Below are 23,932 nucleotides of genomic sequence, written 5' to 3'. Positions count from 1 at the left end.
GGGGCTGTCAACGGCCCCTAGGGAAACTCCGGGGGTGAGTTGCCGCGCCTGGCGGCGCTCAGCGCATCACGTAGCCGAGCACCATGTCCGTCATGTGCGACAGGCGCTGGGCCATGGCTTTCGGGGCGCGCAGGTCGCGCCCGAAGATGGCCGAGAGTGTCTGGTTGTTCGACAGGTAGAAGTAACAAATCGACGCAATCGAGATGTAGAGCTGGATAGGGTCTATGCCCGCGCGGAACAGGTCTTTGCGCCGCCCGCGCTCGAGCACCGTGTCCAGCATCTGCACCAGCGGCGAGTTCATTTCCTGGATGCGGGCCGACTTCTTCAGGTGCGCCGCATTGTGCTGGTTTTCACTGTTGAGCAGCGAGATGAACTCGGGGTGCTCCAGGTAGTAATGCCAGGTGAAGGAAACCAGTTCGCGGATGGCCTCGACCGGGTCCATTTCGTCGAGGTGCAGCTTCTGCTCGGCGGCGCGTATGTCGGCGTAAGTGTTCTCCAGCACCGCGAGGAAGAGTTCGTCCTTGCTCTTGAAGTAGTAGTAGATCAGGCGCTTGTTGATGTCGGCGCGCTCGGCGATGCGGTCCACACGCGCGCCGGCCAGGCCGTAGAGCGCGAACTCGTCGCGCGCCGCCAGCAGTATGGTTTGCTGTGAGCGGTCGGCGTCGCGCAGGCGCGGTTCCTGCGCGGAAGAGGGGGTGGCTGCCATATGGTTGAATTTAACTGTTTGGTGAATTATTGCAAGTTCTGTAGGCCGAGGTGCCGATGCGCATGAAGCTGTGTCATGGCTACTACCGCCGCAAGCGCGATCGCCGCATAATGAAATCAGACCTTGGCCATCCGCGCCCAGGTCGCCACGCTAGCCAAGGAGGCCCGCCATGAGCAATTCGAACACCCCCAAAGACGGTGATTTCGCGCACTGGGTTGAAGAAAAATCCGAAGCCCTGAAGTTTGAGCTTGGCGAAAAATTCCCCGTGCCGCCTACCGTCCTCGTCTCGCCCAACGTGCATGCAGAAACCGGTCGGCAAAAGCTCGAGGAAGTGCTGCTGGAGCACGAGCAGCCGACGCAGGAGTTTCTCGACGAACTCGCGGCACTCGAAGCGGCGCCGCCGCTCAGCGATGAAGAGCTGGCTCGGCAAGCCCTCGCCGCAGGCGGCAGTGACGGGGACGCCGCCACCCCTGAATAGCCCCCACGGTCGCTCACTTCGCGTGCCTGCGGCTTCTCCCTGCCCCTTTCATCACAAGAAGGAGCCGATGCGCCTGCGGTCTGGCAAAGCCAGTCCCGTGGCTCATGCTGGCTAGGAGCAGCACATGTTGAGGCGCTGCTGTTGTACCCATTCCAGCGGCACAATACAGCGATGACCCAACAACTCGCCGGCCACCTTCTCGTCGACTGCCTTCTGGCCCAGGGCGTTACCCACGCATTCGGCGTGCCCGGTGAAAGTTATCTGGCCGTGCTTGACGGCCTGCATGCGCGCCAGGGCAAGATCCAGTTCGTTACTTGCCGGCAGGAAGGCGGCGCGGCCTTTATGGCCGAGGCCCACGGCAAGCTGACAGGCCGGCCGGGCGTGTGCATAGTCACGCGCGGGCCGGGGGCCACGAATGCCTCCATCGGCGTGCACACGGCTTTCCAGGACTCCACGCCCATGGTGCTGCTGGTGGGCGACGTGGCCAGCGACTGCCGCGACCGCGAGGCCTTCCAGGAGGTCGACTATTTCAACTTCTTCGGGCCCAGCACCAAGGGCTTTGCCAAGCGCGTGGAGCGCATCGACGACGCCGACCGCATTCCCGAATATGTGGCACGCGCCTTCGCCACCGCGATGAACGGCCGTCCCGGCCCGGTGGTGCTGGTGCTGCCCGAAGACATGCTGACCCGCATGACGGCCGCGCAGCCGCTGCCGCGCGTGGAAGCGGTGCAGGCCTGGAGCGACCCGGGCTCGCTGCGCACGCTGCGCGAGATGCTGCTCAAGTCGGAGCGCCCGCTCATCATCGCCGGCGGCGGCGGCTGGACGCCGCAGTCGGCACAGGCGCTGCAGCGCTTCGCCGAGAACTGGAAGCTGCCGGTGGGCAATGCCTTCCGCTTCCAGGACACCTTTGACAACCACCACCCGCTCTACGCGGGCGACGTGGGCATAGGCCTGAACCCCAAGCTGGCCGCACGCGTGAAAGCCAGCGACCTGGTCATCGCCATAGGCCCGCGCCTGGGCGAAATGACGACCGGCAACTACACGTTGCTCGAAGCGCCCCGGCCGAAACAAAAACTGGTGCACATCCACGCCAGCGCCGAGGAGCTCAACCGCGTCTACCAGGCCGACCTGGCGATCAATGCCACCATGAACGCCGCCGCACGTTCGCTGGAGGTGCTGACCGCGCCGGTGACCGTGGCCTGGGAGGCCTGGACGGCATCGGCGAACGAGGATTACCTGGAGAACCTGAAACCCACGCCCTCGGCCAACCTGCCGGGCGACATCGATATGCCGGCCATCGTCGGCCTGCTGCAAAAGCATTTGCCGGCGGATGCGGTGCTGACCAACGGTGCGGGCAACTTCGCCAGCTGGGTGCACCGTTTCTTCAAACACCACGGCCTCGTCAAAGGCCACAAGACGCAGCTGGCGCCCACGGTGGGCGCCATGGGTTATGGCGTGCCGGCGGGCATCGCGGCGGCCATTACGACGGGCCGCACGGCGTTTACGATTGCCGGCGACGGTGATTTTTTGATGAACGGGCAGGAACTGGCCACGGCCGTGCAGCATGGCGCCAAGAGCATCATCGTGCTGCTCAACAACGGCATGTACGGCACCATACGCATGCACCAGGAAAGGGAGTACCCGACGCACGAAAGTGGTTCGCGCCTGAACAACCCCGACTTCGCCGGCCTGGCGCGCGCCTACGGCTATGCGGGCGTGCGCATCACGCGCACCGCCGAATTTGAGGCCGAGTTGCTGGCCGCCCTCGCACGAAAAGAGGGCACGGTGATCGAGGTGACGCTGGACCCGGAGGTCATCACCACGCGCGGCACGCTGTCGGCGATCACGCAAAACGCGCTGGCCAAGGCGTCGTAGCACACCCGGAATTTCGCGCACATAAAAAAAGGCCGGGGTGAGCCGGCCTTTTTTGTTTTTGGCGTTTGGATGAAAGCGGCTTCGTGGTGAAGCCGCTTCAAGCCCTGAGGACCCAGGATTACTCCTTGATGTCCACAGCGTAGAAGTTGTGGCGGCCGAACGGGCTGTTCTTGTAGCCGATCACGCTCTTGCGGATGGGCTTCAATTGCACCGCGTGGGCGATGGTGAACCAGGGGGCCTGTTCCTTGAAGATGACCTGGGCCTGCTGGTAGAGCTTGATGCGCTCGGCAGGGTTGGTCACGGTCTTGGCCTTCAGGACCAGGTCTTCGTATGGCTGGTAGCAGAACTTCGCGATGTTGGAACCGCTGGCCGACTGGGCCGAAGCGCAGCCGAGCAGGGTGTACATGAAGTTGTCAGGATCGCCGTTGTCGCCGGTCCAGCCCAGCATGCCCATCTGGTGCTCGCCGGCCTGCAGGCGCTTGCGGTACTCGCCCCATTCGAAGCTCTTGATCTCGGCGGTCACGCCCACCTTGACCAGGTCAGCCTGCATCAACTCGGCGATGCGCTTGGCATTCGGGTTGTACGGGCGCTGCACGGGCATGGCCCACAGGTCGGTGGTGAAGCCGTTGGGGAAACCGGCCTGGGCCAGCAATTTCTTGGCGGCTTCGGGGTTGTACTCGTCGTCCTTGATGGCGTTGTTGTACGCGGCCATGGTCGGCGGGATCGGGTTCTTGGCAGCAACGCCGGTGCTCAGGTACACGCCGTCAACAATGGCTTTCTTGTTGATGGCCATGTTGATGGCCTTGCGCACGCGCACGTCGTCAAACGGCTTCTTGGTCGTGTTGTAGGCGAGGTAGCCCACGTTCAGGCCGGCCTGCTCGACGATGGTGACGTTGGCGTCCTTGCGGATCGCGTCCAGGTCGGCGGGGTTGGGGTAAGGCATGACCTGGCATTCGTTCTTCTGCAGCTTGGCCCAGCGAACGGAAGCATCAGGCGTGATCGAGTACACGAGGTCGTCGATCTTGGCCTTGCCGCCCCAGTACTGAGGGAAGGCCTTGTAGCGGATGACCGCGTCTTTCTGGTATTGCACCAGGTAGAAGGGGCCGGTGCCGACCGGGTCCTGGTCGATTTTTTCCGGCGTGCCGGCCTTGAGCATGGCGTCGGCGTATTCCTTGGACTGGACGGCCGCGTAAGGCATGGCCAGGTTGGCGAGGAAAGGCGCTTCAGGCTGGTTCAGCGTGATCTTGACGGTGAGGTCGTTGACCTTGTCGATCGACTTGATCAGCTTGGGCATGCCCATGTCGCTGAAGTAGGAATGGTTGGGGCTGGTGACCTTGAAGAAGGCGTTGTCTTCCTTCCACTGGCGCTCGAACATGAACAGCACGTCGTCGGCGTTGAAGTCGCGCGTCGGCTTGAAGGCCTTGTTGCTGGCATGCCATTTCACGCCCTTGCGCAGCGTGAAGGTGTATTCCTTGCCGTCGGCGGAAATGTCCCATTTCTCGGCCAGGCCGGGGATGACCTTGGTGCCGCCGTATTCGAATTCGACGAGGCGGTTGTAAATGGGTTCGTTGGCATCAAACGACGTACCCGTGGTGTTGACACCGGGGTAGAAGTTTTCGGGGCTGCCTTCAGAGCAGAACACCAGCGTCTTCGCGGAGACGGGTGAAAGTGCCAGCAGCGCTGGCAGGGCGACGGCGCACAGCAATGCGCGCTGGACCGGGCGCAATTTACTCGCGCGGGGGCTTGCACTTGGTTTAGTCTGAATCATGGACGATCCCTTTGGAGGTTGATGCTGCTTCGCAGCGGGGCTTGCGGCCAGTTTGCACCACATTCGTGACGTGGTGCGCCCTGGTCATTAAAAAACGTGGCCTGAAACCGGTGCGGGATTGCATGGTTTCAGGTCACGCAGTGAGAAAGTTTTCGGCATAGTGGCAGGCGACCTGGCGCCCGCCGACTTCGCGCAGCTGCGGCCTTTCGGCGCGGCAGCGGTCGGTGACGTGCGGGCAGCGGGTCGAAAACACGCAGCCGGTGGGCGGGTTCAGCGGCGAGGGCAGCTCGCCCTTGAGCACGATGCGCTGCTTGACGCCGGTGCTGCCGGCCAGGCCCGGCGTGGACGCCAGCAAGGCCTGGGTGTAGGGATGCAGTGGCTTGCTGAACAGGGTGTTCTTTTCGCCTTGCTCGACCGCGTGGCCCAGGTACATCACCAGCACGTCGTGGGCGATGTGACGCACCACGCCCAGGTCATGCGAGATGAACAGGTAGGCCAGGCCCATGGACTGCTGCAGGTCGGCCAGCAGGTTGAGCACCTGGGCCTGGATGGAGACGTCGAGCGCCGAGACCGGCTCGTCGGCCACCACCACCGTGGGGTTGAGCATCAGCGCGCGCGCGATGGCGATGCGCTGGCGCTGCCCGCCCGAAAACATGTGCGGGTAGCGGTCGTAGTGCTCGGGGCGCAGGCCCACCATGGCGAGCATGGCGCGGGCCTTTTCGGCGCGCTCCTCTGCCGTCAGCTTGGTGTTGATCTCAAGCGGGGCTTCCAGGATGGCGCCGATTTTCTTGCGCGGGTTCAGCGAGCCGTAGGGGTTCTGGAACACCAGCTGCACGGCCTTGCGCAGGCCCAGGCGCTCGTCATGCGGCGCGTTGACCGCGTCGATGCCGGTGATGCGCAGTTCGCCGCCCGTGGGGGTTTCGATCAGCGACACCATGCGCGCCAGCGTGGACTTGCCGCAACCGGATTCGCCGACGACGGCCAGCGTCTTGCCGGCATGCACCGAGAAGGATACGCCGCCGACCGCCTGCAGGTGGTCGGACTTGCGCATGAAGCCGCGGCGGATCTCATAGACCTGCTTGAGGTTTTTGGCCTCGACGACGGGGCCCGCCTGCACGGCGGTTGGTGGGGTGATGGCGGCGGTGCTCATTGCACGGCCTCCACCAGCGGGGTGTCGTGTTCGATGTTGGCCTGGCGGCTGGGGTCGCCGAGCGGGTAGTGGCAACGCACCATGCCGTCCTTCCAGGCGCGCAGCAGCGGCCGCTCGTTGCGCGAATGCTCGGTGGCATAGGCGCAGCGCGGGGCAAACAGGCAGCCGGCGGGCCGGTCGTAGAGGCCGGGCACCATGCCGGGAATGGTCGCCAGCCGCGCGCTGCCGTCGCTGCGCTCGGGCAGGGCCGACAGCAGGGCTTCGGTGTAAGGGTGCTGGGGGGTATTGAAGAGGGCGTGCGCGCTTTGCTCTTCCATGATCTGGCCGGCGTACATCACGGCGATGCGCTGCGCCATTTCGGACACCACGCCCATGTTGTGCGTGATCAGCACCAGCGCCATGCCGCGTTCTTTCTGCAGGCTGCGCAGCAAATCGAGGATCTGCGCCTGGATGGTCACGTCGAGCGCCGTGGTCGGCTCGTCGGCGATCAGCAGGCGCGGGTTGCAGGCGATCGCCATGGCGATCATCACGCGCTGGTTCATGCCGCCCGACAGCTGGTGCGGGTAGGCCTTCAGGCGCGTTTCAGGCGAGTTGATGCCGACCTGCTCGAGCAGCTCGATGGCTTTGCGCTTGGCGGCTTTTTTGTCCATGCCCAAATGCAGGCGCAGGGTTTCCATGATCTGGAAGCCGATGGTGAAGCAGGGGTTCAGGCTGGTCGTGGGTTCCTGGAAGATCATCGCCACGTCTTTGCCGATGAGCTTGTTGCGCTCGCCTTGTGACAGCTTGAGGAGGTCGTGGCCGGCAAAGCGCAGCTTGTCGGCTTTCACGCGGCCGGGGTAGGCCACCAGGCCCATCAGGGCCATCATGGTCACGCTTTTGCCGGAGCCGGATTCACCGACGATGCCGAGGACTTCGCCTTCTTCAAGCGACAGGCTGATGCCGTCGACGGCATGCATGACGCCGTTTTGCGAGGGGAACTCGACGGAGAGGTTTTCTATTTCTAACAAGGCCATACGAAATCTTTCAGCGCTTCAGCTTGGGGTCGAACGCGTCACGCAGTCCGTCGCCCAGCAAGTTGAAGGCCAGCACAGTGATCAAAATTGCGAGGCCGGGGAAGGTGACAACCCACCAGGCGCGCAGGACAAATTCGCGGGCATCGGCCAGCATGGTGCCCCATTCGGGCGAGGGCGGCTGTGCGCCCAGGCCCAGGAAGCCCAGGGCCGCTGCGTCCAGGATGGCGGTCGAGACGCCCAGCGAGGCCTGCACGATCAGCGGCGCCGTGCAGTTGGGCAGGATTTCGCTGAACATCAGGCGGATGCGGCTGGCGCCGCTCATGCGCGCGGCGGTCACGTAGTCGCGCGAGGTCTCGGCGATCACCGCGGCGCGCGTGATGCGCACGTAATGCGGCAGCACGACGATGGCCACGGCCAGCATGGCGTTCATCAGCCCGGGGCCGAGGATGGCCACGATGACGATGGCCAGCAGCAGGCTGGGCAGGGTCAGGATGATGTCCATCAGGCGCATCACCGCGATCTCGAAGATGCCGCGGAAAAAGCCCGCCAGCAGGCCCAGCACCGTGCCGACGATGACCGACAGCGCGACCACGGCCAGGCCGATGACCAGCGACAGGCGGGCGCCGTACATCAGGCGCGAGAGGATGTCGCGGCCGATGGCGTCGGTGCCCAGCGGGTAGGTCCAGGAGCCGCCCGCCTGCCAGGCCGGCGGCTTGAGGAACACCGTGTTGTCGGTGATGTTGGGCGCGTGCGGCGCCAGCAGCGGCGCGAACAGCGCGACCAGCAGCACGCCGACGACGATGACCAGGCCGATCACGGCGCCGTTGTTGGCGCTGAAGTAGTTCCAGAACTCGCGCAGCGGGTGCGGCGGCGCGGGCGGGGTGGTGGTTTTCAAGGTGGCCGTGCTCATCGCTGGTGCCTGATGCGTGGGTTGATGATGCCGTAGGTGATGTCCACCAGCAGGTTGACGGCCATGACGATGGCGCCCAGCAACAAAATGCCGCCCTGCAGCACGGGGTAGTCGCGGCGGCTGATGGCTTCAATCAGCCACTTGCCGACGCCCGGCCAGGAAAAGATGGTTTCGGTGAGGATGGCGCCGGTGAACAGCACGCCGACCTGCAGGCCGATCACGGTGACCACCGGGATCAGCGCGTTGCGCAGCGCATGCAGGGCCACCACGCGCAGGTTGGAAAGGCCCTTGGCGCGCGCCGTGCGGATGTAGTCCTCGCCCAGCACTTCCAGCATGGCCGAGCGCGTCATGCGCGCGATCACCGCCAGCGGGTTGGTGCCCAGCACGATCATGGGCAAGATCAGGTGCGAGGCCGCCGACCAGAATGCGCCCTTGTCGTCCGACAGCAGCGAGTCGATCAGCAGGAAGCCGGTGGTCGGCTCGATGAAGTACTGCACCGACAGCCGGCCGGAGACCGGCGTCCAGCCGAGCTCGACCGAGAACAGCAGGATCAGCAGCAGGCCCCACCAGAAAATCGGCATCGAGTACCCCGTAAGGGACACCCCCATGACGCCATGGTCGAGTATCGAGTTTCGTTTCACCGCCGCCAGGATGCCGGCCGGTATGCCGATCAGCAATGCAAACAGGATGGCGCAGACGGCCAGCTCGATGGTGGCCGGGAACAGCGTGAGGAACTCGCGCAGCACGGGTTCCTGGGTGATCAGGGACTTGCCGAGGTCGCCCTTGAGCACACGGACGATGTAGATGCCGTACTGCACCATAACGGGCTTGTCCAGGCCGAATTCCTTGAGCAGCTGGGCGTGGCGCACCGGATCGATGCCGCGTTCGCCCGCCATGGTTTCAATCGGGTCTCCCGGCACCATGCGGATCAGGAAGAAGGCCAGCAGCGTCATCCCGAGGAAGGTGGGGATGATCAGGCTCAGTCGGGTAAAAATAAAGCGCAGCATTATCGCGAGGTGCCAAAGATGGCGCGGGCTGGGGAATGTCCGTCGCGAAAGCGACATGCGGAGCGCGCGGAAATTTCCGCCGCCCCCGTCTTCAAATGCAGTGGCATCAACATGGGAATCTTGTTCTGTCCAGTCAGGCCCCGGGGCGGTGCCGCGGGGAATTTTTTATCTTATCAACAATACCGTCATTTTTCGGTGCTACCGCCACCGGGGGGCTAAAGAGTAACCCTATGGCATCAGCAAGGCTTTCGGGATGCTTGCAGCGCTAATGAAGCGCGTGCGGAAGGCGGGCCGAGTAACGCAGGAAGCGTGCCAGAGGGTAATCGCCGTGGCGGGATGCCGGCGCGTGTGAGGCATAAAAAAAGGCCGGTGTGAACCGGCCTTTTGATATCGGCAAAAGCCGATTACTTGACGTGCTTGCCGATCAGGCCGGCCATCTCGAACATCGACACTTGCGCCTTGCCGAAAACGGCGCGCAGTTTTTCGTCGGCGTTGATCATGCGCTTGTTGACCTTGTCCTGCAGGCCCTTGGATTTGATGTAAACCCACAGCTTGCTGACGATCTCGGTACGCGGCAGGGGCTTGTCGCCCACCACGGCTGCCAGTGCGGGGCTCAAGGTCAGCGCTTTCATGAACGCTGCATTGGGCGTACGCTTTTTGGCGGGCGCTTTTTTCGCTGCTGGCTTTTTGGCCGCAACCTTCTTGGCGGGAGCTGCTTTCTTCGCGGCTACCTTTTTCGCAGGCGCTGCTTTTTTCGCAGGAGCCTTCTTCGCAGGAGCTGCTTTCTTCGCAGCTACTTTCTTTGCCGGAGCAGCCTTTTTTGCAGGCGCTTTTTTAGCCGGTGCTTTTTTCGCAGTTGCCATGATTGATTTTCCTTCTAGAAGTTGATAAATCACCACCCGGATAACTACTTCCTTGTGGCAATGCGGATGCTACTGGAGAAAAACGCTGTTTCCTAGCGAAAAACCACTTTATTTGCGCCTGGATGTTGCAGATTTACCTCTGAAAATCAGAAAGACGCCCATGAGGATCACGCCGCAGGCGGCCCATTCGCCCCCGGTGACGCGCTCTCCGGCGAAAAATGCGCCGAGGAAAATCGCGATCAAGGGGTTCACAAAGGCGTAGCTCGTGGCCACCGCGGGTGAGGAATTCGCCAGCAAATACAGGTAGGCGCTGAATGCGATCAGCGAGCCGAACACCACGAGGTAAAGCCAGGCGAGCATCGCTTCGGGCTGCGCCGGCCAGTTCGCTGCGGCCTCGCGGTGCTCACCCAATGCGAGAGAAATCAGCATCAACACCGCGCCACCGCACAACATTTCGCTGGCAAAGCCCGCGGGGCCGGCGGCCAGCGGCAGCCGCGTGGTGGACAGCACCGAGCCCAGCGACCACAGCAGCGTGGCGCCCGCGATGCAGGCCAGGCCCACGGGCGCGGCGCCGAAGCTCGCGCCCTGCACCAGCATCAGCACGCCCGCCAGGCCCACCGCCATGCCGGTGAATTCCAGCCGGCTGGGCCGCTGGCCCAGCAGCAGGCCCCAGGCCGACACCAGCATGGGAACGATGGCGATGAAGGTGGCGATCAGGCCGGAGCCGATGTGGACTTCTGCCGACGCCGTCAGCCCCATGCCGCCGCCCAGCATCAGCGTGCCGATGATGGCGGCGTTGCCCCATTCGCGCCGGCTGGGCAGCGTATGCCCGCGCGCCAGCACCCAGGCCATCAGCAGGATGCCAGCGGCCAGGAAGCGCGTGCCCATCTGGAAGAAGGGCGGGAAGCTCACCAGCGCGAAACGGATCGCCAGGTAAGTCGAGCCCCACACCAGGTAGCAGGCGAGCAGGGCGGGGACCAGAAGCGCCGGCGTCTTGCCGGCGGCGGGAGATGAGGAGATGAGTGCGGAGGTCATGCCGGGATGTTAGGTTGCCATGCGCTCCCGGGCCATGCAGAATCAACGGCAAAACCGTGATTGACCTTTGAATTTAAAGCTTGAAAGGCCCTATGACCGAAACCACCGAATGGGACCATTACGACAGCCGCATCCTCGGCGAGCTGCAGCGCGACGCGCGCATCACCATGGCCGAACTGGGCCGCCGCGTGCACCTGAGCCAGCCGGCAGTGACGGAGCGCGTTCGCAAGCTGGAGCTCGGCGGCGTGATCAAGGGCTACCGCGCCGAGGTCGACCTGGCGCGCCTGGGCTATGGCATACGCGCCATCGCGCGCGTCGGAAGGGTTGAATACGCCCGCGTGGTCAAGCTGATCGAGCAGACGCCCGAGGTCATCAATGCCTATAACGTCACCGGCGAGGACAGCTGGGTGCTGGAGATCGCGGTGATCGACGTCGCCCACCTGGACGCCGTGGTCACCAAGTTCTGCCTCCTCACCGAGACCTCAACGTCCATCGTCCTGAACGCCCCGCGCGAAAACGCCGTCGTGCTGCCGGCGCGGCGCGAAGACATCAAGCCCGTGATCAAGAAGGTTACCGGGAGATAGGCGGGGCCGTCCCGCAGCGAACGATGGCGGGGGGGGGGGCGCCCTTCAAGCCGGGGCCGCAGGCGCAGCGCCCCCTCGGGGGGCAGGAAGCTACACGCAGTGAGCGACCGTGGGGGCTAACCCCTTATGCCTTTGTAGAGCATATAGGCCGCGAGCACATACAGGATGCTCGCAAACACCCGCTTGAGCTTGCCCACCGGCAGGCTGTGCGCGGCCTTGGCGCCCAGCGGGGCCGTGAAGAAGCTGCAGACGGCAATCACCACCAGGGCCGGCAGCCAGATGTAGCCGAAGGAACTCTCGGGCAGGTTCTGCACGGTCTGGCCGCTGATCACGTAACCCAGCACATTGGCCACGGCGATCGGGAAACCGAGTGCGGCCGAGGTCGCCACCGCGCTGTGGATGGCCACGTTGCACCAGGTCATGAAAGGCACGCTGATGAAACCGCCGCCCGCGCCGACCAGGCCCGACAGGAAACCGATGAAGCCGCCGGCCGCGAACTGGCCCGCCGTGCCCGGCATCTGCCGCGTCGGCTTGGGTTTTTTGTCCAGGAACATCTGCGTGGCGGAGAAGCTCACGAACAGGCCGAAGAAGATGGCCAGGTAAGAGCCCTTGAGCAGCGCGAACACGCCCAGGCTGCCGATGATGCTGCCGATCACGATGCCCGGGGCCAGCCGCTTGACGATGTCCCAGCGCACCGCGCCGCGCTTGTGGTGCGCGCGCACGCTGGAGATCGAGGTGAAGATGATGGTGGCCATGGACGTGGCGATCGCCATCTTGACCGCCAGGTCCGGCGCCACGCCGCGGTTGGACATGATGATGGTGATGAAGGGCACCATCAGCATGCCGCCGCCTATGCCCAGCAAGCCCGCGAGAAACCCGGTGCCCACGCCCAGTATGGCCAGTTCAACAATGAGGAGAGGTTCAAGCGTCATGGGGCGTCAGGGGTGTGGGCCGCAGGCAGGCCGCGCTTCGCCGATGGAAGCGCCGCGGTGCGACGGGGTTGGGGGAAGGGTGAGAGGTGAAAGAAAGCAAGGCGGTGGCGCGAATAAGGTGTCTGCGATTGCCACTGGACCGTCATCCTGAACCGGGGTTCAGGTGGGCGAGGGCAGTCAGGTTTCGGGTTCGTCTGACGCGAGACGATCACACCTGCCGGACAATTTACCAAGCCCGTGCTCGAAGAGCATTGGTTCAAGGAAATATAAAGCCCAATACGCATCGCAGACGTCTTCATTGTAGGCCTTTGCGGCCTTGCGCGTGCGGTGTGAAGTGATCTGCGGCGCGGTGCTGGAGTGAGGGCGGCGGCCTGAGGCGCGCACGGCTTCAAAGCAGGCGGCCGTCAATGCCTAGGGCGGTGTCCAGCCGCTGCAACAGCGCCGCTAGCTGCGGGCTGTCGGCGCCGGCTGCCTCGGCCGGCGCAGCCGCTGGTGCGGCGGCCGCGGCGCCGGCCGTGCGTTCGGGGAGTTCAAAGGCCAGGTTCAGGGCTGCAAGAACCGCGATGCGGTCGCGCGCCTTGATCTTTCCGGCATCGCGGATCCGGCACATGGCCATGTCGACGCGGTTGACGGCGTCGAGCATGCGCGCGTCGCCGTTTTCGGGGCAGCCCAGCAAATAGCTTTGGCCCATGATCTGCACTTCGAGCTGTTTCATGACGCGGTTCCCGCGGTGGTTTTGCTGCCGTGGCCGCTGCTTTCGGGCAGGCGCTCGAGCAGGGCATCGACGCGCGCGCGCGCCGCGCCCAGGCGCGACTTGAGGGAGTCGCGCTCTTGCGTTAGCACGCCGACCTGTTCGGTCAGCAGCACGTTGGTGCGCTGCAACTCCTCGTAGCGCAGCAGCAGCCGCTCGACGCGTTCGGTGATCTGGTCGATTTGGGTTTGGTTCGCCATGGCAGCCCTCATTGTAGGGTTTGCGGCCGGGCATGGGGAAGGGCCGCGTAGAATCGCCCCTGTTGGTGCCCGCAGTGTGGTTCACATGCTGCAGTTCAACGGGAAGCAGGAGAGCGTCAAAGCCACGCGCATCGGGTCAACCCTGATCGCCGGCGCCCAGACTTTCAGCCTGCGCTGCCCCCGCAACGGTAAAACGGACGAATGCGCTTTCCGGCCTCACGGCCAAAGGCAAATTCAGCTTTCATCACTCGCCACTGAGCGCCTTGAACAAGCGCTTGGGAAGGCGATGAAGGTGGTTCCGTCAGCCCGGATACCGGCCAACAAGGTGAACGCGCACGTCCAGGCTATGGGCAGGGCGTTTGTAACGCTCATGCGCCGGCGGGGAAGCCGGCAAGGGCTTTTTGCTGACTGTCTGATTTCAATGAAAACTGCTCCCCACGCGCGCCTTGCCGTGCTTCCGCTGGCGCTGGCCGCCGCATTTCCGCTGGCCTTTTTTGCCGCTTCTCCCGCCTTGTCCCAAACCGCGCAACCCGTGCAACTGGCCCAGGCCGGCGCCACGCCGCAGCTCAAAGAGATGGTGGTGAGCGTCACGCGCAGCGCCCAGCCGATCGAAGACGTCGTCGCCGACGTCACCATCATCGACCGCGAGGCCATCGAACGCGCCGGCCCGGTCGGGCTCGCCGACATCCTGGCGCGGGTGCCCGGCATCCAGATCACCCGCAACGGCGGCACCGGCGCCAACACCAGTGTGTTTGTGCGCGGCGGGGAAAGCCGCCACACCCCTGTCTTCATCGACGGCGTGCGGGTGGAGTCCCAGGCGACGGCCGGCGGCGCGTCCTGGAACAATATTCCCCTCTCGCTGATTGACCGCATTGAAGTCTTGCGCGGTCCCAGCGGCGCGGTCTACGGCTCCGACGCCGTGGCCGGCGTGATCCAGATTTTCACCAAGCGGGGGCAAGGCCCTTTTTCCCCCTCGGTGGCTGTGGGCTACGGTTCCTACAACACCAGCCGTGTTGAATTCGCCGCCAGTGGTTCAACAGGCGCCTTCGACTACGCGCTGGGCCTTTCACAGGGGCAAAGCGACGGCTTCAACGCCCGCACCATCGCAACCCAGAACCCCGACGCCGACGGCTATAAAAGCCAGGGCGCCAATGCCAAGCTCGGTTTCCAGGTCAGCCCCGGCCACCGCATTGAAGCCAACGTGCTGCAGAGCCACATGGATTCGCAGTACGACGGTGGCCCCACCCGCGACTACCGACGCATCAGCGACCTGCAGACGCTGGGCCTGCAATGGGAGGCCAAATGGTCCGGCCAGTACAGCAGCAAGATCGCCATCACGCAGGGAACCGATTCCGGCGAAGAGGGCCTGAACGGCTCGACGCCGCAAATCTCCTACGACAAGAGCACCATCAGCACGCTGCTGTTCCAGAACGAATACCGCATAGGCGCGCACCTGCTGAGCGCCGCTCTCGAGAGCCGGCGCGACGTGTTTCGCATGGTCGGCTCCACGGCCATCCCGGGGGGCGCGAGTGCCCTCAACAAGGACCGTTCGCTGGACGGTGTGAGCCTGGGCTACGGCTGGAGCGGCGGCGCGCACACCGTGCAGTTCAACGCCCGCCATGACAGGGACAGCGAATTCGGCGGCAAGACCACCGGTTCCGCGGCCTATGCGTTTGCGCTCACGCCGCAGTGGAAGGTGTCCGCCTCCGCCGGCACCTCTTTCCGGGTTCCGACGCTGTACCAGCGTTTCAGCATCTACGGCACCTCGGCTTTGAAGCCCGAGTCCGGCCGCAATGTGGAGGCGGCGCTCAAATACAGCCAGGGAAGCTCGCAGTACGGTGTCACGGTTTACCGCAACCGCCTGACCAACCTGCTGAGCTTTGTGTCGGGCAACGGCCCTTGCCCCAACGGCGGCCCGCCGACGGTGCTGAGCAATCGCTCCTGTTATGCCAACACGGCGCAGGCCCAGTACACCGGTTTGACGCTCACGGCCGCCGAGACGGTGGGCAATGTTCACATCCATGGCTCGCTGGATTTGCAAAACCCCAAGAACCTGATCACCAACCGCACCTTGCAGCGCCGGTCCCGCCAATACGGCACGCTGGGCGCCGAGATGCCGGTGGCCGGCTGGCAGCTGGCCACGGATCTGGTGATGGCCTCGCACACGCTGGACAGCGACACCAGCAACGTGGTGCTGCCGGGTTATTCGCTCGTGAACCTGAGCGCCACGACGGCGCTGTCCCGCGACTGGAAGCTCGTGGCCAAGCTGGACAACCTGACCGACAAGGTCTACCAGACCGCCAGCACTTATGCCAGCGCCCGGCGTACGCTGTACGTCGGCCTGACCTGGGCGCCGCTTTAAGGTTTACCCTCGCCGCATGATGAAAACCGCACGCTGTCCCGCCATCCTCATCGCCGCCCCGGCTTCCGGCCAGGGCAAGACGACGATAGCCTGCGCCCTGGCGCGGCTGCATGCGCGCCAGGGGCGGCGCGTGCGGGTGTTCAAGTGCGGGCCGGATTTCCTGGACCCGTGCTGGCATGCCCTTGCCAGCGGCGCGCAGGTGTACCAGATGGACCTGTGGATGACCGGCGAGGCCGATTGCCATGCGCGGCTGCATGCGGCAGCGCTGGAGGCGGACCTGATCATTGTGGAAGGCGTGATGGGCCTGTTTGACGGCGAGCCCAGCGCGGCGGACCTGGCGCAGCGCTTCGGCTTGCCGGTGCTGGCGGTGGTGGATGCGTCGGGCATGGTGGCCACCTTTGGCGCGCTGGCCTTCGGCCTGCAGCACTACCGCGCCGGCATGCCCTGGGCCGGTGTGCTGGCCAACCGCGTGGCCAATGCGCGCCATGCGGGCATGCTGCAGGCCAGCGTGGCGCCGGAGCAATGGCTGGGCGCGGTCTTGCGCAATGCCGCCATGAGCCTGCCCAAGCGCCACCTGGGCCTGACCGTGGCGGCCGAAGTGGCGGATGCCATGGAAAGGCTGGACGCTGCGGCCGATACGTTGGCCGCCACGCCGCTGGGCCAGATGACCCTGGATGATTTGCAGCGCTGGGCTGTGGACTTTACGGCTCCCGAAGTTTCTGCTCCGTTGGCGCCGGCCTTACAGGGAAAAACAGTCGCCATCGCGCGCGACGCCGCTTTCTGTTTTATCTATGCCGCCAACCTGGACACCCTGCGCGCCCTGGGGGCCGAGCTGGTGTTTTTCTCGCCGCTGGCCGATGCGGCCGTGCCCGCCTGCGATGCGCTGTGGATTCCCGGCGGCTACCCTGAGCTGCATGCGGAAACCATAGAGGCCAATACCGCGCTGCGGGACAGCCTGGCCGCGCACATCGCGGCGGGCAAACCCGTGTGGGCCGAGTGCGGCGGCATGATGGCCTTGTTCGACACCCTGGTCACGCTGGATGGCAGTCGGCATGCGCAGTGGGGTGTGCTGCCCGGCGAGGTCAGCATGCAAAAGCTGCTGGCTGGCCTGGGCCCGCAGCAGTTGCAGCTGGCAAGTGGCGCCCTGCGCGGCCACACTTTTCATTACTCGACCACGGCCACGCCTTTGCAGCCCGTGGCCCGCACCTCGCGGCCCGGCACCGTGCCTGCGCCGGATGCGGGCGAGGCCGTGTGGCAGCATGGCGCGGTGCGCGCCAGTTACTTCCACGCCTGGTTTCCGTCCTGCCCCGAAGCGGTGGCGGAACTGTTCAGCCCATCTGTGGAGGTGGCGGCATGAGCATGGACCTGCTGGATTACCAGCCCGGCCCGCAGCGCATCGTCTGCCTGACCGAGGAGACCACCGAATGGCTTTACCTGCTGGGCCAGGAGCAGCGCATTGTGGGCATCTCGGGCTACACCGTTCGGCCCCGGCGCGCGCGCGACGAGAAGCCGCGCGTCAGCGCCTTCCTGAGCGCCAAAATCGAAAAGATCATGGAGTTGCAGCCCGATTGCGTGCTGGGCTTTTCAGACCTGCAGGCCGACATTGCCTCGGACCTGGTCAAGCGCGGGGTGCAGGTCACCATCTTCAACCAGCGCAGCGTGGCCGAAATTTTCTCCATGCTGTTTCAGCTTGCGGCCATGGTGGGCGAGGCAGAGCAGGGCGCCCGTCGCATTGCGCAAATGCAGGCCGGCCTGCGCGCCATGCAGTCGGCCGTGGCGGCCAGGGTGGCGGCCGGCTCGCGCCGGCCCAAGGTGTATTTCGAAGAGTGGGACAGCCCGCACATCAGCGCGATCCGCTGGGTGTCGGAGTTGCTCGGCATCGCGGGCGGGGACGATTGTTTCCCTGAACTCGCCGCCGAGTCGCTGGGCAAAAACCGCATCATTGCCGACGGCGCCGAGATCGTCCGCCGCAACCCCGACATCATTCTGGGTTCCTGGTGCGGCAAGAAATTCCGGCCCGAGAATGTGGTGGCGCGTGAAGGCTGGGACGCCGTGAACGCGGTGCGCCACCAGCAGCTCTTTGAAATCAAGTCCCCCGACATCCTGCAGCCCGGCCCCGCCGCGCTGACCGATGGTGTGGCCAAAATGCACCAGATCATCCGGCAGTGGATGGACGCTGATCTTGCGGGAGCTTTCAAACCATGAGCACCATGACGCTTGCCCGCAGCGAACTCATCCTCGGCGGCCAGAGAAGCGGCAAGTCGCGCCGCGCCGAGCTGCTGGCGCAGCAATGGCTGGCACAGTCAAGCGAACACCGGGCCGTGCTGGTCGCCACCGCCAGGCCCTGGGACGACGAAATGCGCGAACGCATACGCCGCCACCAGCAGGACCGCGCCGAACGCGTGCCCGGTATGGTGACGGTGGAAGAGCCGGTTCAACTTGCCCAGGCCCTCTTGCAGCACAGCGCCGCCCATACCTTGGTGGTTGTCGACTGCCTCACGCTGTGGCTTACCAATCTGCTGATGCCCGCGCCCGGCCTGGAGCTCAAGGATGCCGCCCAGGTCGCGTGGGAACTGGCGGGCTTGCTGGTGGATGCGATTCAATCGGCCCCCGGGCCGCTGGTGCTGGTCGGCAACGAAATCGGCCTGGGCGTCATTCCCATGGGCCGCGAAACCCGCTCCTTTGTCGATGCCCTGGGCCAGCTCAATCAGCAGGTGGCCGGCGCCTGTGAGCGCGTCACCCTGATGGCGGCCGGTTTGCCGCTGACCCTGAAAGCGCCTTTGTGAAACGCATCGTCTTTCTTTTGACGCTTCTTGGCCTCGTGCTTACGGCGCCCGTGCGCGCGCTGCAGCTGACCGACGACCGCGGCATGACGCTCACCTTTGCCCAGGCGCCGCAGCGCATCGTCAGCCTCTTGCCTTCGCTGACCGAAAGCGTGTGCGAGCTGGGCCGCTGCCAGCGCCTGGTCGGGGTGGACCGCTATTCCAACTTCCCCGCCAGCGTGCAGAAGCTGCCCCAGGTCGGCGGCGGGCTGGACCCCAACATCGAAATGATCGTCGCGCTCAAGCCCGACGTGGTGCTGCTGGCCACTTCGTCGCGCGCAGGCGACCGGCTGCAGGCGCTGGGCCTGAAGGTGGTGGCGCTGGAGCCCCGGAGCCATGCCGACGTGCAGCGCGTGATGCTCAAGCTGGGCCAGTTGCTGGAGGTGCCCGACGCCGCGCGCATCTGGCGCGCCATCGATGCGGGTGTCTCGGCCGCGGCCCAGTCGCTGCCGGCCGGTGTGCGCGGCACGCGGGTCTACTTCGAGGTCAACCAGGGCCCGTATGCGGCGAGCGAGTCGTCCTTCATCGGCGAGACGCTGACGCGCCTGGGCGCCAAAAACATCGTGCCGGCCAAACTCGGGCCCTTTCCCAAGCTCAATCCCGAGTACATCGTCCGCGCCAATCCCGATCTCATCATGGTCGGCCAGCGCAGCGCCGACGGCCTGCAGGCGCGGCCCGGCTGGCAAAGCATTCGCGCGCTGCGCGAACAGCGCGTCTGCATCTTCCCGACCGAAGAGGCCAATGTGCTGGTGCGCCCCGGCCCGCGCATGGCCGAAGGCGCGCGCCTTATGGCCCGTTGTTTAGCCAGCAAAGCCCCAGGAGCCAAACCATGATGCAAACCCGCGTGTGGTGGCTGGTGTGGGCTGGTGTGCTGGGCGCGCTGGCCCTGGTGGTGCTCGGCATTTGCGTGGGCAGCGCCGGGCTGGAGAACCTGATCACGCCGCTGCTCAACCCCGCGCAAGACCCGTCGCAGACCGCGATGGCGCAGCAGATCATCTGGCAGATCCGCCTGCCGCGCACCCTGGGCGCCTGGGCGGCAGGCGCCTTGCTGGGCCTGGCCGGCGCGGTGGCGCAGGGCCTGTTCCGCAACCCCCTGGCCGACCCCTACCTGCTGGGCAGTGCTTCGGGCGCTTCGCTGGGCGTGGCGCTGGCGCTGGCCGCCCTGGGCGGCGGCGCCGGCATGTTGGGCGGCAGCATGATGAACGGCGGCGTGGCCGTCAGCGTGTTCTCCAGCAGCCTGTGGGTGCGCCTGGGCCTGACCGGCGCGGCTTTCCTGGGCGCGGTGTTCGCGGTCATGCTCACGCTGGCGCTCTCGCGCGGTGTGGGGCACACCCTGCGCCTGCTGCTGGCCGGCGTGGTGGTGGGTGTGGTGCTGGGCGCCATGACGCACCTGGTGCTGCTGTTCTCGCCCGAATCGCTGCAGGCCATGCAGGCCTTCATGCTGGGCTCGACCGCCTTTGTCGGCTGGACCTCCTGCCTGCTGATGGCCGGCGTGTGGTGTGCCTGCGTGCTGGCGGCCTGGCTGCTGGCGCGTGTGCTCGACGGCCTGAGCCTGGGCGACGCCACGGCCATCAGCCTGGGCCTGCCGGTGGCGCCCATGCGCGCGGCGCTGGTGGCGGTGCTGGCGCTGGCCACCGGCACCGCGGTGGCGCAGACCGGGCTGATCGCCTTTGTGGGCCTGGCGGCGCCGCACCTGGTGCGCTCGGTGGTGAAGACCACGCACGCCCACCTGATGCTGCTCTCCAGCCTGATGGGCGGCGTGCTGCTGATGGCCGCCGACACGCTGGCGCGCGGGCTGATGGCCCCGCAGGAACTGCCAGTAGGCATGCTTACCGCCGTGCTGGGCGGCGGCTACCTGCTGTGGCTGATGCACCGCAGCAGCAGCCTGGGCGGAGGGCGCGCGGCATGAACACCGTGACGAATCCCATCGCCATCCGCGCGCAAGGCATTGAGGCCAGCCTCGGCCATGGCGTGCAAAGGCAGCACGTGTTGCACGGCATCAGCCTGGACCTCGCCGCCGCGCGCTGGACCAGCATCGTCGGCCCCAACGGCGCGGGCAAGTCCACCTTGCTGAGAGCCCTGGCCGGCGTGCTGCCGCACGGCGGCGAGGTCAGCCTGCTGGGCCAGCCGCTGCACGATGTGCCGCACCGCGAGCGCGCCCGCCAGCTGGCCTGGCTGGGCCAGAATGAAACCTCGGCCGACGACCTGACCGTGTGGGACGTCGCCATGCTGGGCCGCCTGCCGCACCAGGCCTGGCTGGCGCCCCCCAGTGCCGCCGACCGTGCAGCCGTGGAGCAGGCCTTGCGCGCCACCCGCGCCTGGGACTGGCGCGAGCGGGCCCTGGGCCAGCTGTCGGGCGGCGAGCGCCAGCGCGTGCTGCTGGCGCGCGCCCTGGCGGTGCAGGCCCAGGTGCTGCTGATGGACGAGCCGCTGGCCAACCTGGACCCGCCGCACCAGTCCGACTGGCTGGACGTGGTGCGCGCCCTGGTGGCCGAAGGAAAAACCGTGGTCAGCGTGCTGCACGAGATCACCATGGCGCTGCAGGCCGACACATTGGTGGTGATGGCCGAAGGCCGCGTCACCCACCAGGGCCCCTGCACCGAGCCGGCCACCCACCGGGCCCTGGAAGATGTCTTCGACGGGCGCATTGCCGTACACCCCTTGCAAGGGCAGTGGATCGCGCTGCCCAAAGTCAACCGCCCCGCAAAGAGGACTCCCATGCAAATTGAAACACCCCCTGTCGATTACGAACGTGTCGTTCCCACGGCTGAGCGCCGCGGCCTGATCCTGGTCAACACCGGCCATGGCAAGGGCAAAAGCACGGCGGCCTTCGGCCTGGCCCTGCGCGCCCACGGCCGGGGCAAGGCCGTCAAGGTCTACCAGTTCATGAAAGTGCCCACGGCGCGTTTCGGCGAGCACCGGCTGTTCGAGCAGCTGGGCGTTCCCATTGAAGGCCTGGGCGACGGCTTCAGCTGGAAGAGCCGCGACCTGGAGCAATCGGCCCAGCTTGCGCTGGACGGCTGGGCCAAGGCCGAAGCCACCATACGCGCCGGCGAGCACTTCATGGTGGTGCTGGACGAAATCATGTATCCGCTGCGCTACGGCTGGATCCCGCTGGAGGCCGTGCTCACCTGCCTGCGAGAACGCCCGCCGCATGTGCACGTGGTGCTGACCGGCCGCAATGCGCCGGGCGAGCTGGTGGACCTGGCCGACACGGTGACTGAAATGACCATGATCAAGCACCACTTCAAGGCCGGCGTTCCCGCCCAACGCGGCATCGAAGACTAGAGCATGGCCCCCACGCTTTTCACTTCGCCTTCGGCTCCGTGTACTGCGCTGCCCCCCGGGGGGGCGTTGCGCCTGCGGCCCGGCAAAGCCGGTTCCGCGGCCCCGGCTGGTGAAGAGGGATCTCACACCACGTTTGCTGCGACGCGTGTCGCATTGCGCATGCTGCCCATGGTGTCATCGCTGGCAACCCTGGGGCTGCTGTCCGGCTTCGCGATGGCGCAGGGCACGCAGCCCGTGTCGCGCATCGTCACGATGTCGCCCTCGCTGACCGAGGCCGTGTGCGCGCTGGGCCGTTGCGCGCAGCTCGTGGGCACCGACCGGCATTCCACCTGGCCCGGTTCGGTGCAGATGCTGCCCAAGGTGGGTGGGCTGGAAGACGCGCAGATCGAGCGCATCGTGACCTTGCGGCCCAATATGGTGCTGCTGGGCCCGCGCAGCCGCGCCGGCGAACGCCTGCAGGCCCTGGGCGTGCCGGTGATGACCTTTGACGCCCGCACCCATGCCGACCTCAAACGCATGCTGCTGAAGCTGGGCGACACGCTGGGCGAGCCGGCGCGGGCCGCGGAACTGGTGGCCCGCATGGAGGCCGAACTCGACGCCGCGGCCGGCCGCATGCCCGCCGCATTGCGCGGGCGTACCGTGTATGTGGAAGTGGGGGCCGGCTCGTCCGCGGCCAGTGAGAAAAGCTTTATCGGCGAGACGGTGGCCAGGCTGGGTCTGGTCAACGTCGTGGGCGGCGAGCTGGGCCTGTTTCCCCGAATCAATCCCGAACTGCTGCTGCGCCGCCCGCCCGACATCATCATCGGCCCGCGCGCCACGCTGACCAACGTCGCGGAGCGGCCCGGCTGGAGCGCGCTGCCCGCGGTGCGCCAGCGGCAGCTGTGCCTGCTGGACACCGACCGCATGGACCTGCTGTCGCGCCCCGGCCCGCGCCTGGGCGAGGCCGCGCAGATGCTGGTGGAGTGCCTGAGCGCACTGCCGTCCCGTTAATTTTTTCAACCAAGAGACACCCTATGCAAACCCGAAAAATCCCCGCCACCATCGTCACCGGCTTCCTGGGCAGCGGCAAGACCACGCTGCTGCGCCACCTGCTGGCCAATGCGCAGGGCCTGCGCATCGCGGTCATCGTCAACGAGTTCGGTGAACTGGGCATAGACGGCGAACTGCTGCGCGGCTGCGGCATTGGCTGTGACGAGAACGGCGAAGAAACTGGCCAGCTGTATGAACTGGCCAACGGTTGCCTCTGCTGCACGGTGCAGGAAGAATTCGCGCCCGTGATGGAGCAGCTGGCCAAGCGCCGCGACCAGATCGACCACCTGATCATCGAGACCTCGGGCCTGGCCCTGCCCAAGCCGCTGGTGCAGGCCTTCCAGTGGCCCGCGCTGCGCAACACCTTCACGGTGGACGCAGTGGTGACCGTGGTGGACGCGCCCGCCGTCGCCGCCGGCGACTTTGCCGACGACCCGGCCGCCGTGGACGCCCAGCGCCGCGCCGACGACAACCTGGACCACGACTCGCCGCTGCACGAGCTGTTTGAAGACCAGCTTGCCACCGCCGACCTGGTGGTGGTGCACAAGACCGACGGCTTGACCGCCGACCAACTGGCAGCTGTGGAGGCCGCCATCCGCGCCGAAACCGCGCCCGGCGTCAAGCTGGTGCATGCGCAGCACGGCCGCATCGACATCGGCGTGCTGCTGGGCCTGGAGCGGGCGGTCGAAGACGTCATCGACCAGCGCAAGACCCACCACGACGAGGAAGAAGACCACGACCACGACGCCTTCGACTCGGTGCAGGTGGCGCTCGACGTTCCCGGCCGCGACGCGCTGCTGGCCGCACTGCGCAGCCTCGTCGAGCGCCATGAGATTTACCGTGCCAAGGGTTTTGTGGCCTTGCCCGGCTCGGCCATGCGCCTGGTGGTGCAGGGCGTGGGCACGCGTTTTGACAGTTACTTTGACCGCCCCTGGCGTTCGGATGAATTGCAGCAGTCGCGCCTGGTGCTGATTGGTTCTGAGCTCAATGCCGCAGTTTTACAAGCTGAGTTGCAGGCTACGTTGAGTGAAGCCACGGCCTGAATCCAAATGCACGCTGAAGTTTTACGTTCGTGGTGGGCGCAGGCCGACGGGGCACTCTGCTCCGCGGCTGTCCTCCGCCCTTCGGGCTCCTCCTTTATGCCGCTGCGCAGAGCGCC

Annotated in this window: 23 protein-coding genes, 1 pseudogene and 1 riboswitch; of the genes and pseudogenes, 13 read left to right on the top strand and 11 right to left on the bottom strand. The window is 65.8% G+C overall.

Going from position 1 to position 23,932, the window contains the following annotated elements; all coding sequences use genetic code 11:
• Positions 1-58: 58 nt before the first annotated feature.
• A complete protein-coding gene (locus tag ACLV8F_RS05410; RefSeq protein ID WP_411883220.1) occupies positions 59-706 on the bottom strand; it encodes a TetR/AcrR family transcriptional regulator in 648 nt (215 codons plus the stop codon).
• A gap of 169 nt (positions 707-875) precedes the next feature.
• Here ACLV8F_RS05410 and ACLV8F_RS05405 point away from each other — a divergent pair, with 169 nt between their 5' ends.
• The gene (locus ACLV8F_RS05405; protein ID WP_411883219.1) at positions 876-1,184 is read left to right on the top strand and encodes a hypothetical protein; all 309 of its coding nucleotides are present in this window, start codon (positions 876-878) and stop codon (positions 1,182-1,184) included.
• A gap of 171 nt (positions 1,185-1,355) precedes the next feature.
• Complete coding sequence (locus ACLV8F_RS05400) at positions 1,356-3,059, top strand: thiamine pyrophosphate-binding protein (protein WP_411883218.1); 1,704 nt, start codon at positions 1,356-1,358, stop codon at positions 3,057-3,059.
• A 118-nt stretch (positions 3,060-3,177) separates the two neighbouring features.
• Here ACLV8F_RS05400 and ACLV8F_RS05395 read toward each other — a convergent pair whose 3' ends face one another.
• The 7 genes from ACLV8F_RS05395 to yedA all read right to left on the bottom strand — a co-directional run bounded on the left by ACLV8F_RS05395 (position 3,178) and on the right by yedA (position 10,805).
• Positions 3,178-4,827: an ABC transporter substrate-binding protein gene (locus tag ACLV8F_RS05395; protein ID WP_411883217.1), complete on the bottom strand. Its 1,650-nt coding sequence runs from the start codon at positions 4,825-4,827 to the stop codon at positions 3,178-3,180.
• Between the two features lie 133 nt (positions 4,828-4,960).
• The gene (locus ACLV8F_RS05390) at positions 4,961-5,977 is read right to left on the bottom strand and encodes a peptide ABC transporter ATP-binding protein (protein WP_411883216.1); all 1,017 of its coding nucleotides are present in this window, start codon (positions 5,975-5,977) and stop codon (positions 4,961-4,963) included.
• Positions 5,974-6,990 (bottom strand): ABC transporter ATP-binding protein, encoded by a 1,017-nt coding sequence (locus tag ACLV8F_RS05385; RefSeq protein ID WP_411883215.1) that lies wholly within the window; start codon positions 6,988-6,990, stop codon positions 5,974-5,976. The genes ACLV8F_RS05390 and ACLV8F_RS05385 overlap by 4 nt, the downstream gene beginning before the upstream one ends.
• A 10-nt stretch (positions 6,991-7,000) precedes the next feature.
• Positions 7,001-7,900 carry an ABC transporter permease subunit gene (locus tag ACLV8F_RS05380; protein WP_411883214.1) on the bottom strand — a complete coding sequence of 300 codons (900 nt, stop codon included), beginning with the start codon at positions 7,898-7,900 and terminating at the stop codon, positions 7,001-7,003.
• Positions 7,897-8,907 carry an ABC transporter permease subunit gene (locus ACLV8F_RS05375; protein ID WP_411879545.1) on the bottom strand — a complete coding sequence of 337 codons (1,011 nt, stop codon included), beginning with the start codon at positions 8,905-8,907 and terminating at the stop codon, positions 7,897-7,899. Before ACLV8F_RS05375 ends, ACLV8F_RS05380 begins: the two co-directional genes overlap by 4 nt.
• Positions 8,908-9,311: 404 nt before the next feature.
• Positions 9,312-9,770, bottom strand: a complete 459-nt coding sequence (locus tag ACLV8F_RS05370) for an SWIB/MDM2 domain-containing protein (protein WP_122956824.1) — start codon at positions 9,768-9,770, stop codon at positions 9,312-9,314.
• Between the two features lie 108 nt (positions 9,771-9,878).
• Complete coding sequence (gene yedA / locus ACLV8F_RS05365) at positions 9,879-10,805, bottom strand: drug/metabolite exporter YedA (protein ID WP_411883213.1); 927 nt, start codon at positions 10,803-10,805, stop codon at positions 9,879-9,881.
• A 92-nt stretch (positions 10,806-10,897) separates the two neighbouring features.
• Here yedA and ACLV8F_RS05360 point away from each other — a divergent pair, with 92 nt between their 5' ends.
• Complete coding sequence (locus tag ACLV8F_RS05360) at positions 10,898-11,389, top strand: Lrp/AsnC family transcriptional regulator (RefSeq protein WP_411883212.1); 492 nt, start codon at positions 10,898-10,900, stop codon at positions 11,387-11,389.
• A 116-nt stretch (positions 11,390-11,505) separates the two neighbouring features.
• Here ACLV8F_RS05360 and ACLV8F_RS05355 read toward each other — a convergent pair whose 3' ends face one another.
• From ACLV8F_RS05355 to ACLV8F_RS05345, 3 genes are all read right to left on the bottom strand, one after another.
• Entirely contained in the window at positions 11,506-12,321 is an 816-nt protein-coding gene (locus tag ACLV8F_RS05355; RefSeq protein WP_411883211.1) for a sulfite exporter TauE/SafE family protein, read from the bottom strand.
• Between the two features lie 388 nt (positions 12,322-12,709).
• Positions 12,710-13,036, bottom strand: a complete 327-nt coding sequence (locus ACLV8F_RS05350) for a cell division protein ZapA (protein WP_411883210.1) — start codon at positions 13,034-13,036, stop codon at positions 12,710-12,712.
• Complete coding sequence (locus tag ACLV8F_RS05345) at positions 13,033-13,272, bottom strand: DUF904 domain-containing protein (RefSeq protein WP_411883209.1); 240 nt, start codon at positions 13,270-13,272, stop codon at positions 13,033-13,035. Before ACLV8F_RS05345 ends, ACLV8F_RS05350 begins: the two co-directional genes overlap by 4 nt.
• 46 nt (positions 13,273-13,318) lie before the next feature.
• Positions 13,319-13,609, top strand: a riboswitch (cobalamin riboswitch).
• 84 nt (positions 13,610-13,693) lie between these two features.
• Here ACLV8F_RS05345 and ACLV8F_RS05340 point away from each other — a divergent pair.
• The 10 genes and pseudogenes from ACLV8F_RS05340 (at position 13,694) to cobW (ending at position 23,816) form a co-directional block, all read left to right on the top strand.
• Positions 13,694-15,634, top strand: a complete 1,941-nt coding sequence (locus tag ACLV8F_RS05340; RefSeq protein WP_411883208.1) for a TonB-dependent receptor domain-containing protein — start codon at positions 13,694-13,696, stop codon at positions 15,632-15,634.
• 16 nt (positions 15,635-15,650) lie between these two features.
• Positions 15,651-16,991, top strand: a complete 1,341-nt coding sequence (locus ACLV8F_RS05335) for a cobyrinate a,c-diamide synthase (RefSeq protein ID WP_411883207.1) — start codon at positions 15,651-15,653, stop codon at positions 16,989-16,991.
• Positions 16,988-17,839: an ABC transporter substrate-binding protein gene (locus ACLV8F_RS05330; RefSeq protein WP_411883206.1), complete on the top strand. Its 852-nt coding sequence runs from the start codon at positions 16,988-16,990 to the stop codon at positions 17,837-17,839. The genes ACLV8F_RS05335 and ACLV8F_RS05330 overlap by 4 nt, the downstream gene beginning before the upstream one ends.
• On the top strand, positions 17,836-18,420 hold the full coding sequence (gene cobU, locus ACLV8F_RS05325) for a bifunctional adenosylcobinamide kinase/adenosylcobinamide-phosphate guanylyltransferase (RefSeq protein WP_411883205.1): 585 nt from the start codon (positions 17,836-17,838) through the stop codon (positions 18,418-18,420). The genes ACLV8F_RS05330 and cobU overlap by 4 nt, the downstream gene beginning before the upstream one ends.
• Positions 18,417-19,289: an ABC transporter substrate-binding protein gene (locus tag ACLV8F_RS05320; protein ID WP_411883204.1), complete on the top strand. Its 873-nt coding sequence runs from the start codon at positions 18,417-18,419 to the stop codon at positions 19,287-19,289. Before cobU ends, ACLV8F_RS05320 begins: the two co-directional genes overlap by 4 nt.
• A complete protein-coding gene (locus ACLV8F_RS05315; RefSeq protein ID WP_411883203.1) occupies positions 19,286-20,365 on the top strand; it encodes a FecCD family ABC transporter permease in 1,080 nt (359 codons plus the stop codon). The genes ACLV8F_RS05320 and ACLV8F_RS05315 overlap by 4 nt, the downstream gene beginning before the upstream one ends.
• Positions 20,362-21,147, top strand: a pseudogene (locus ACLV8F_RS05310) (ABC transporter ATP-binding protein); the annotation flags it as partial. The gene ACLV8F_RS05315 and the pseudogene ACLV8F_RS05310, both read left to right, overlap by 4 nt.
• A 27-nt stretch (positions 21,148-21,174) precedes the next feature.
• Positions 21,175-21,744 (top strand): cob(I)yrinic acid a,c-diamide adenosyltransferase, encoded by a 570-nt coding sequence (gene cobO / locus ACLV8F_RS05305; protein WP_411883263.1) that lies wholly within the window; start codon positions 21,175-21,177, stop codon positions 21,742-21,744.
• A gap of 159 nt (positions 21,745-21,903) precedes the next feature.
• A complete protein-coding gene (locus ACLV8F_RS05300) occupies positions 21,904-22,734 on the top strand; it encodes an ABC transporter substrate-binding protein (RefSeq protein WP_411883202.1) in 831 nt (276 codons plus the stop codon).
• Between the two features lie 23 nt (positions 22,735-22,757).
• Positions 22,758-23,816, top strand: a complete 1,059-nt coding sequence (cobW, locus tag ACLV8F_RS05295; RefSeq protein WP_411883201.1) for a cobalamin biosynthesis protein CobW — start codon at positions 22,758-22,760, stop codon at positions 23,814-23,816.
• The last annotated feature ends 116 nt before the right edge of the window (positions 23,817-23,932 follow it).

The sequence above is a fragment of the Polaromonas sp. YR568 genome, from assembly GCF_943369675.1.
Classification (GTDB): Bacteria; Pseudomonadota; Gammaproteobacteria; order Burkholderiales; family Burkholderiaceae_C; genus Polaromonas.
This window is presented reverse-complemented; position numbering and strand designations above follow the sequence as displayed.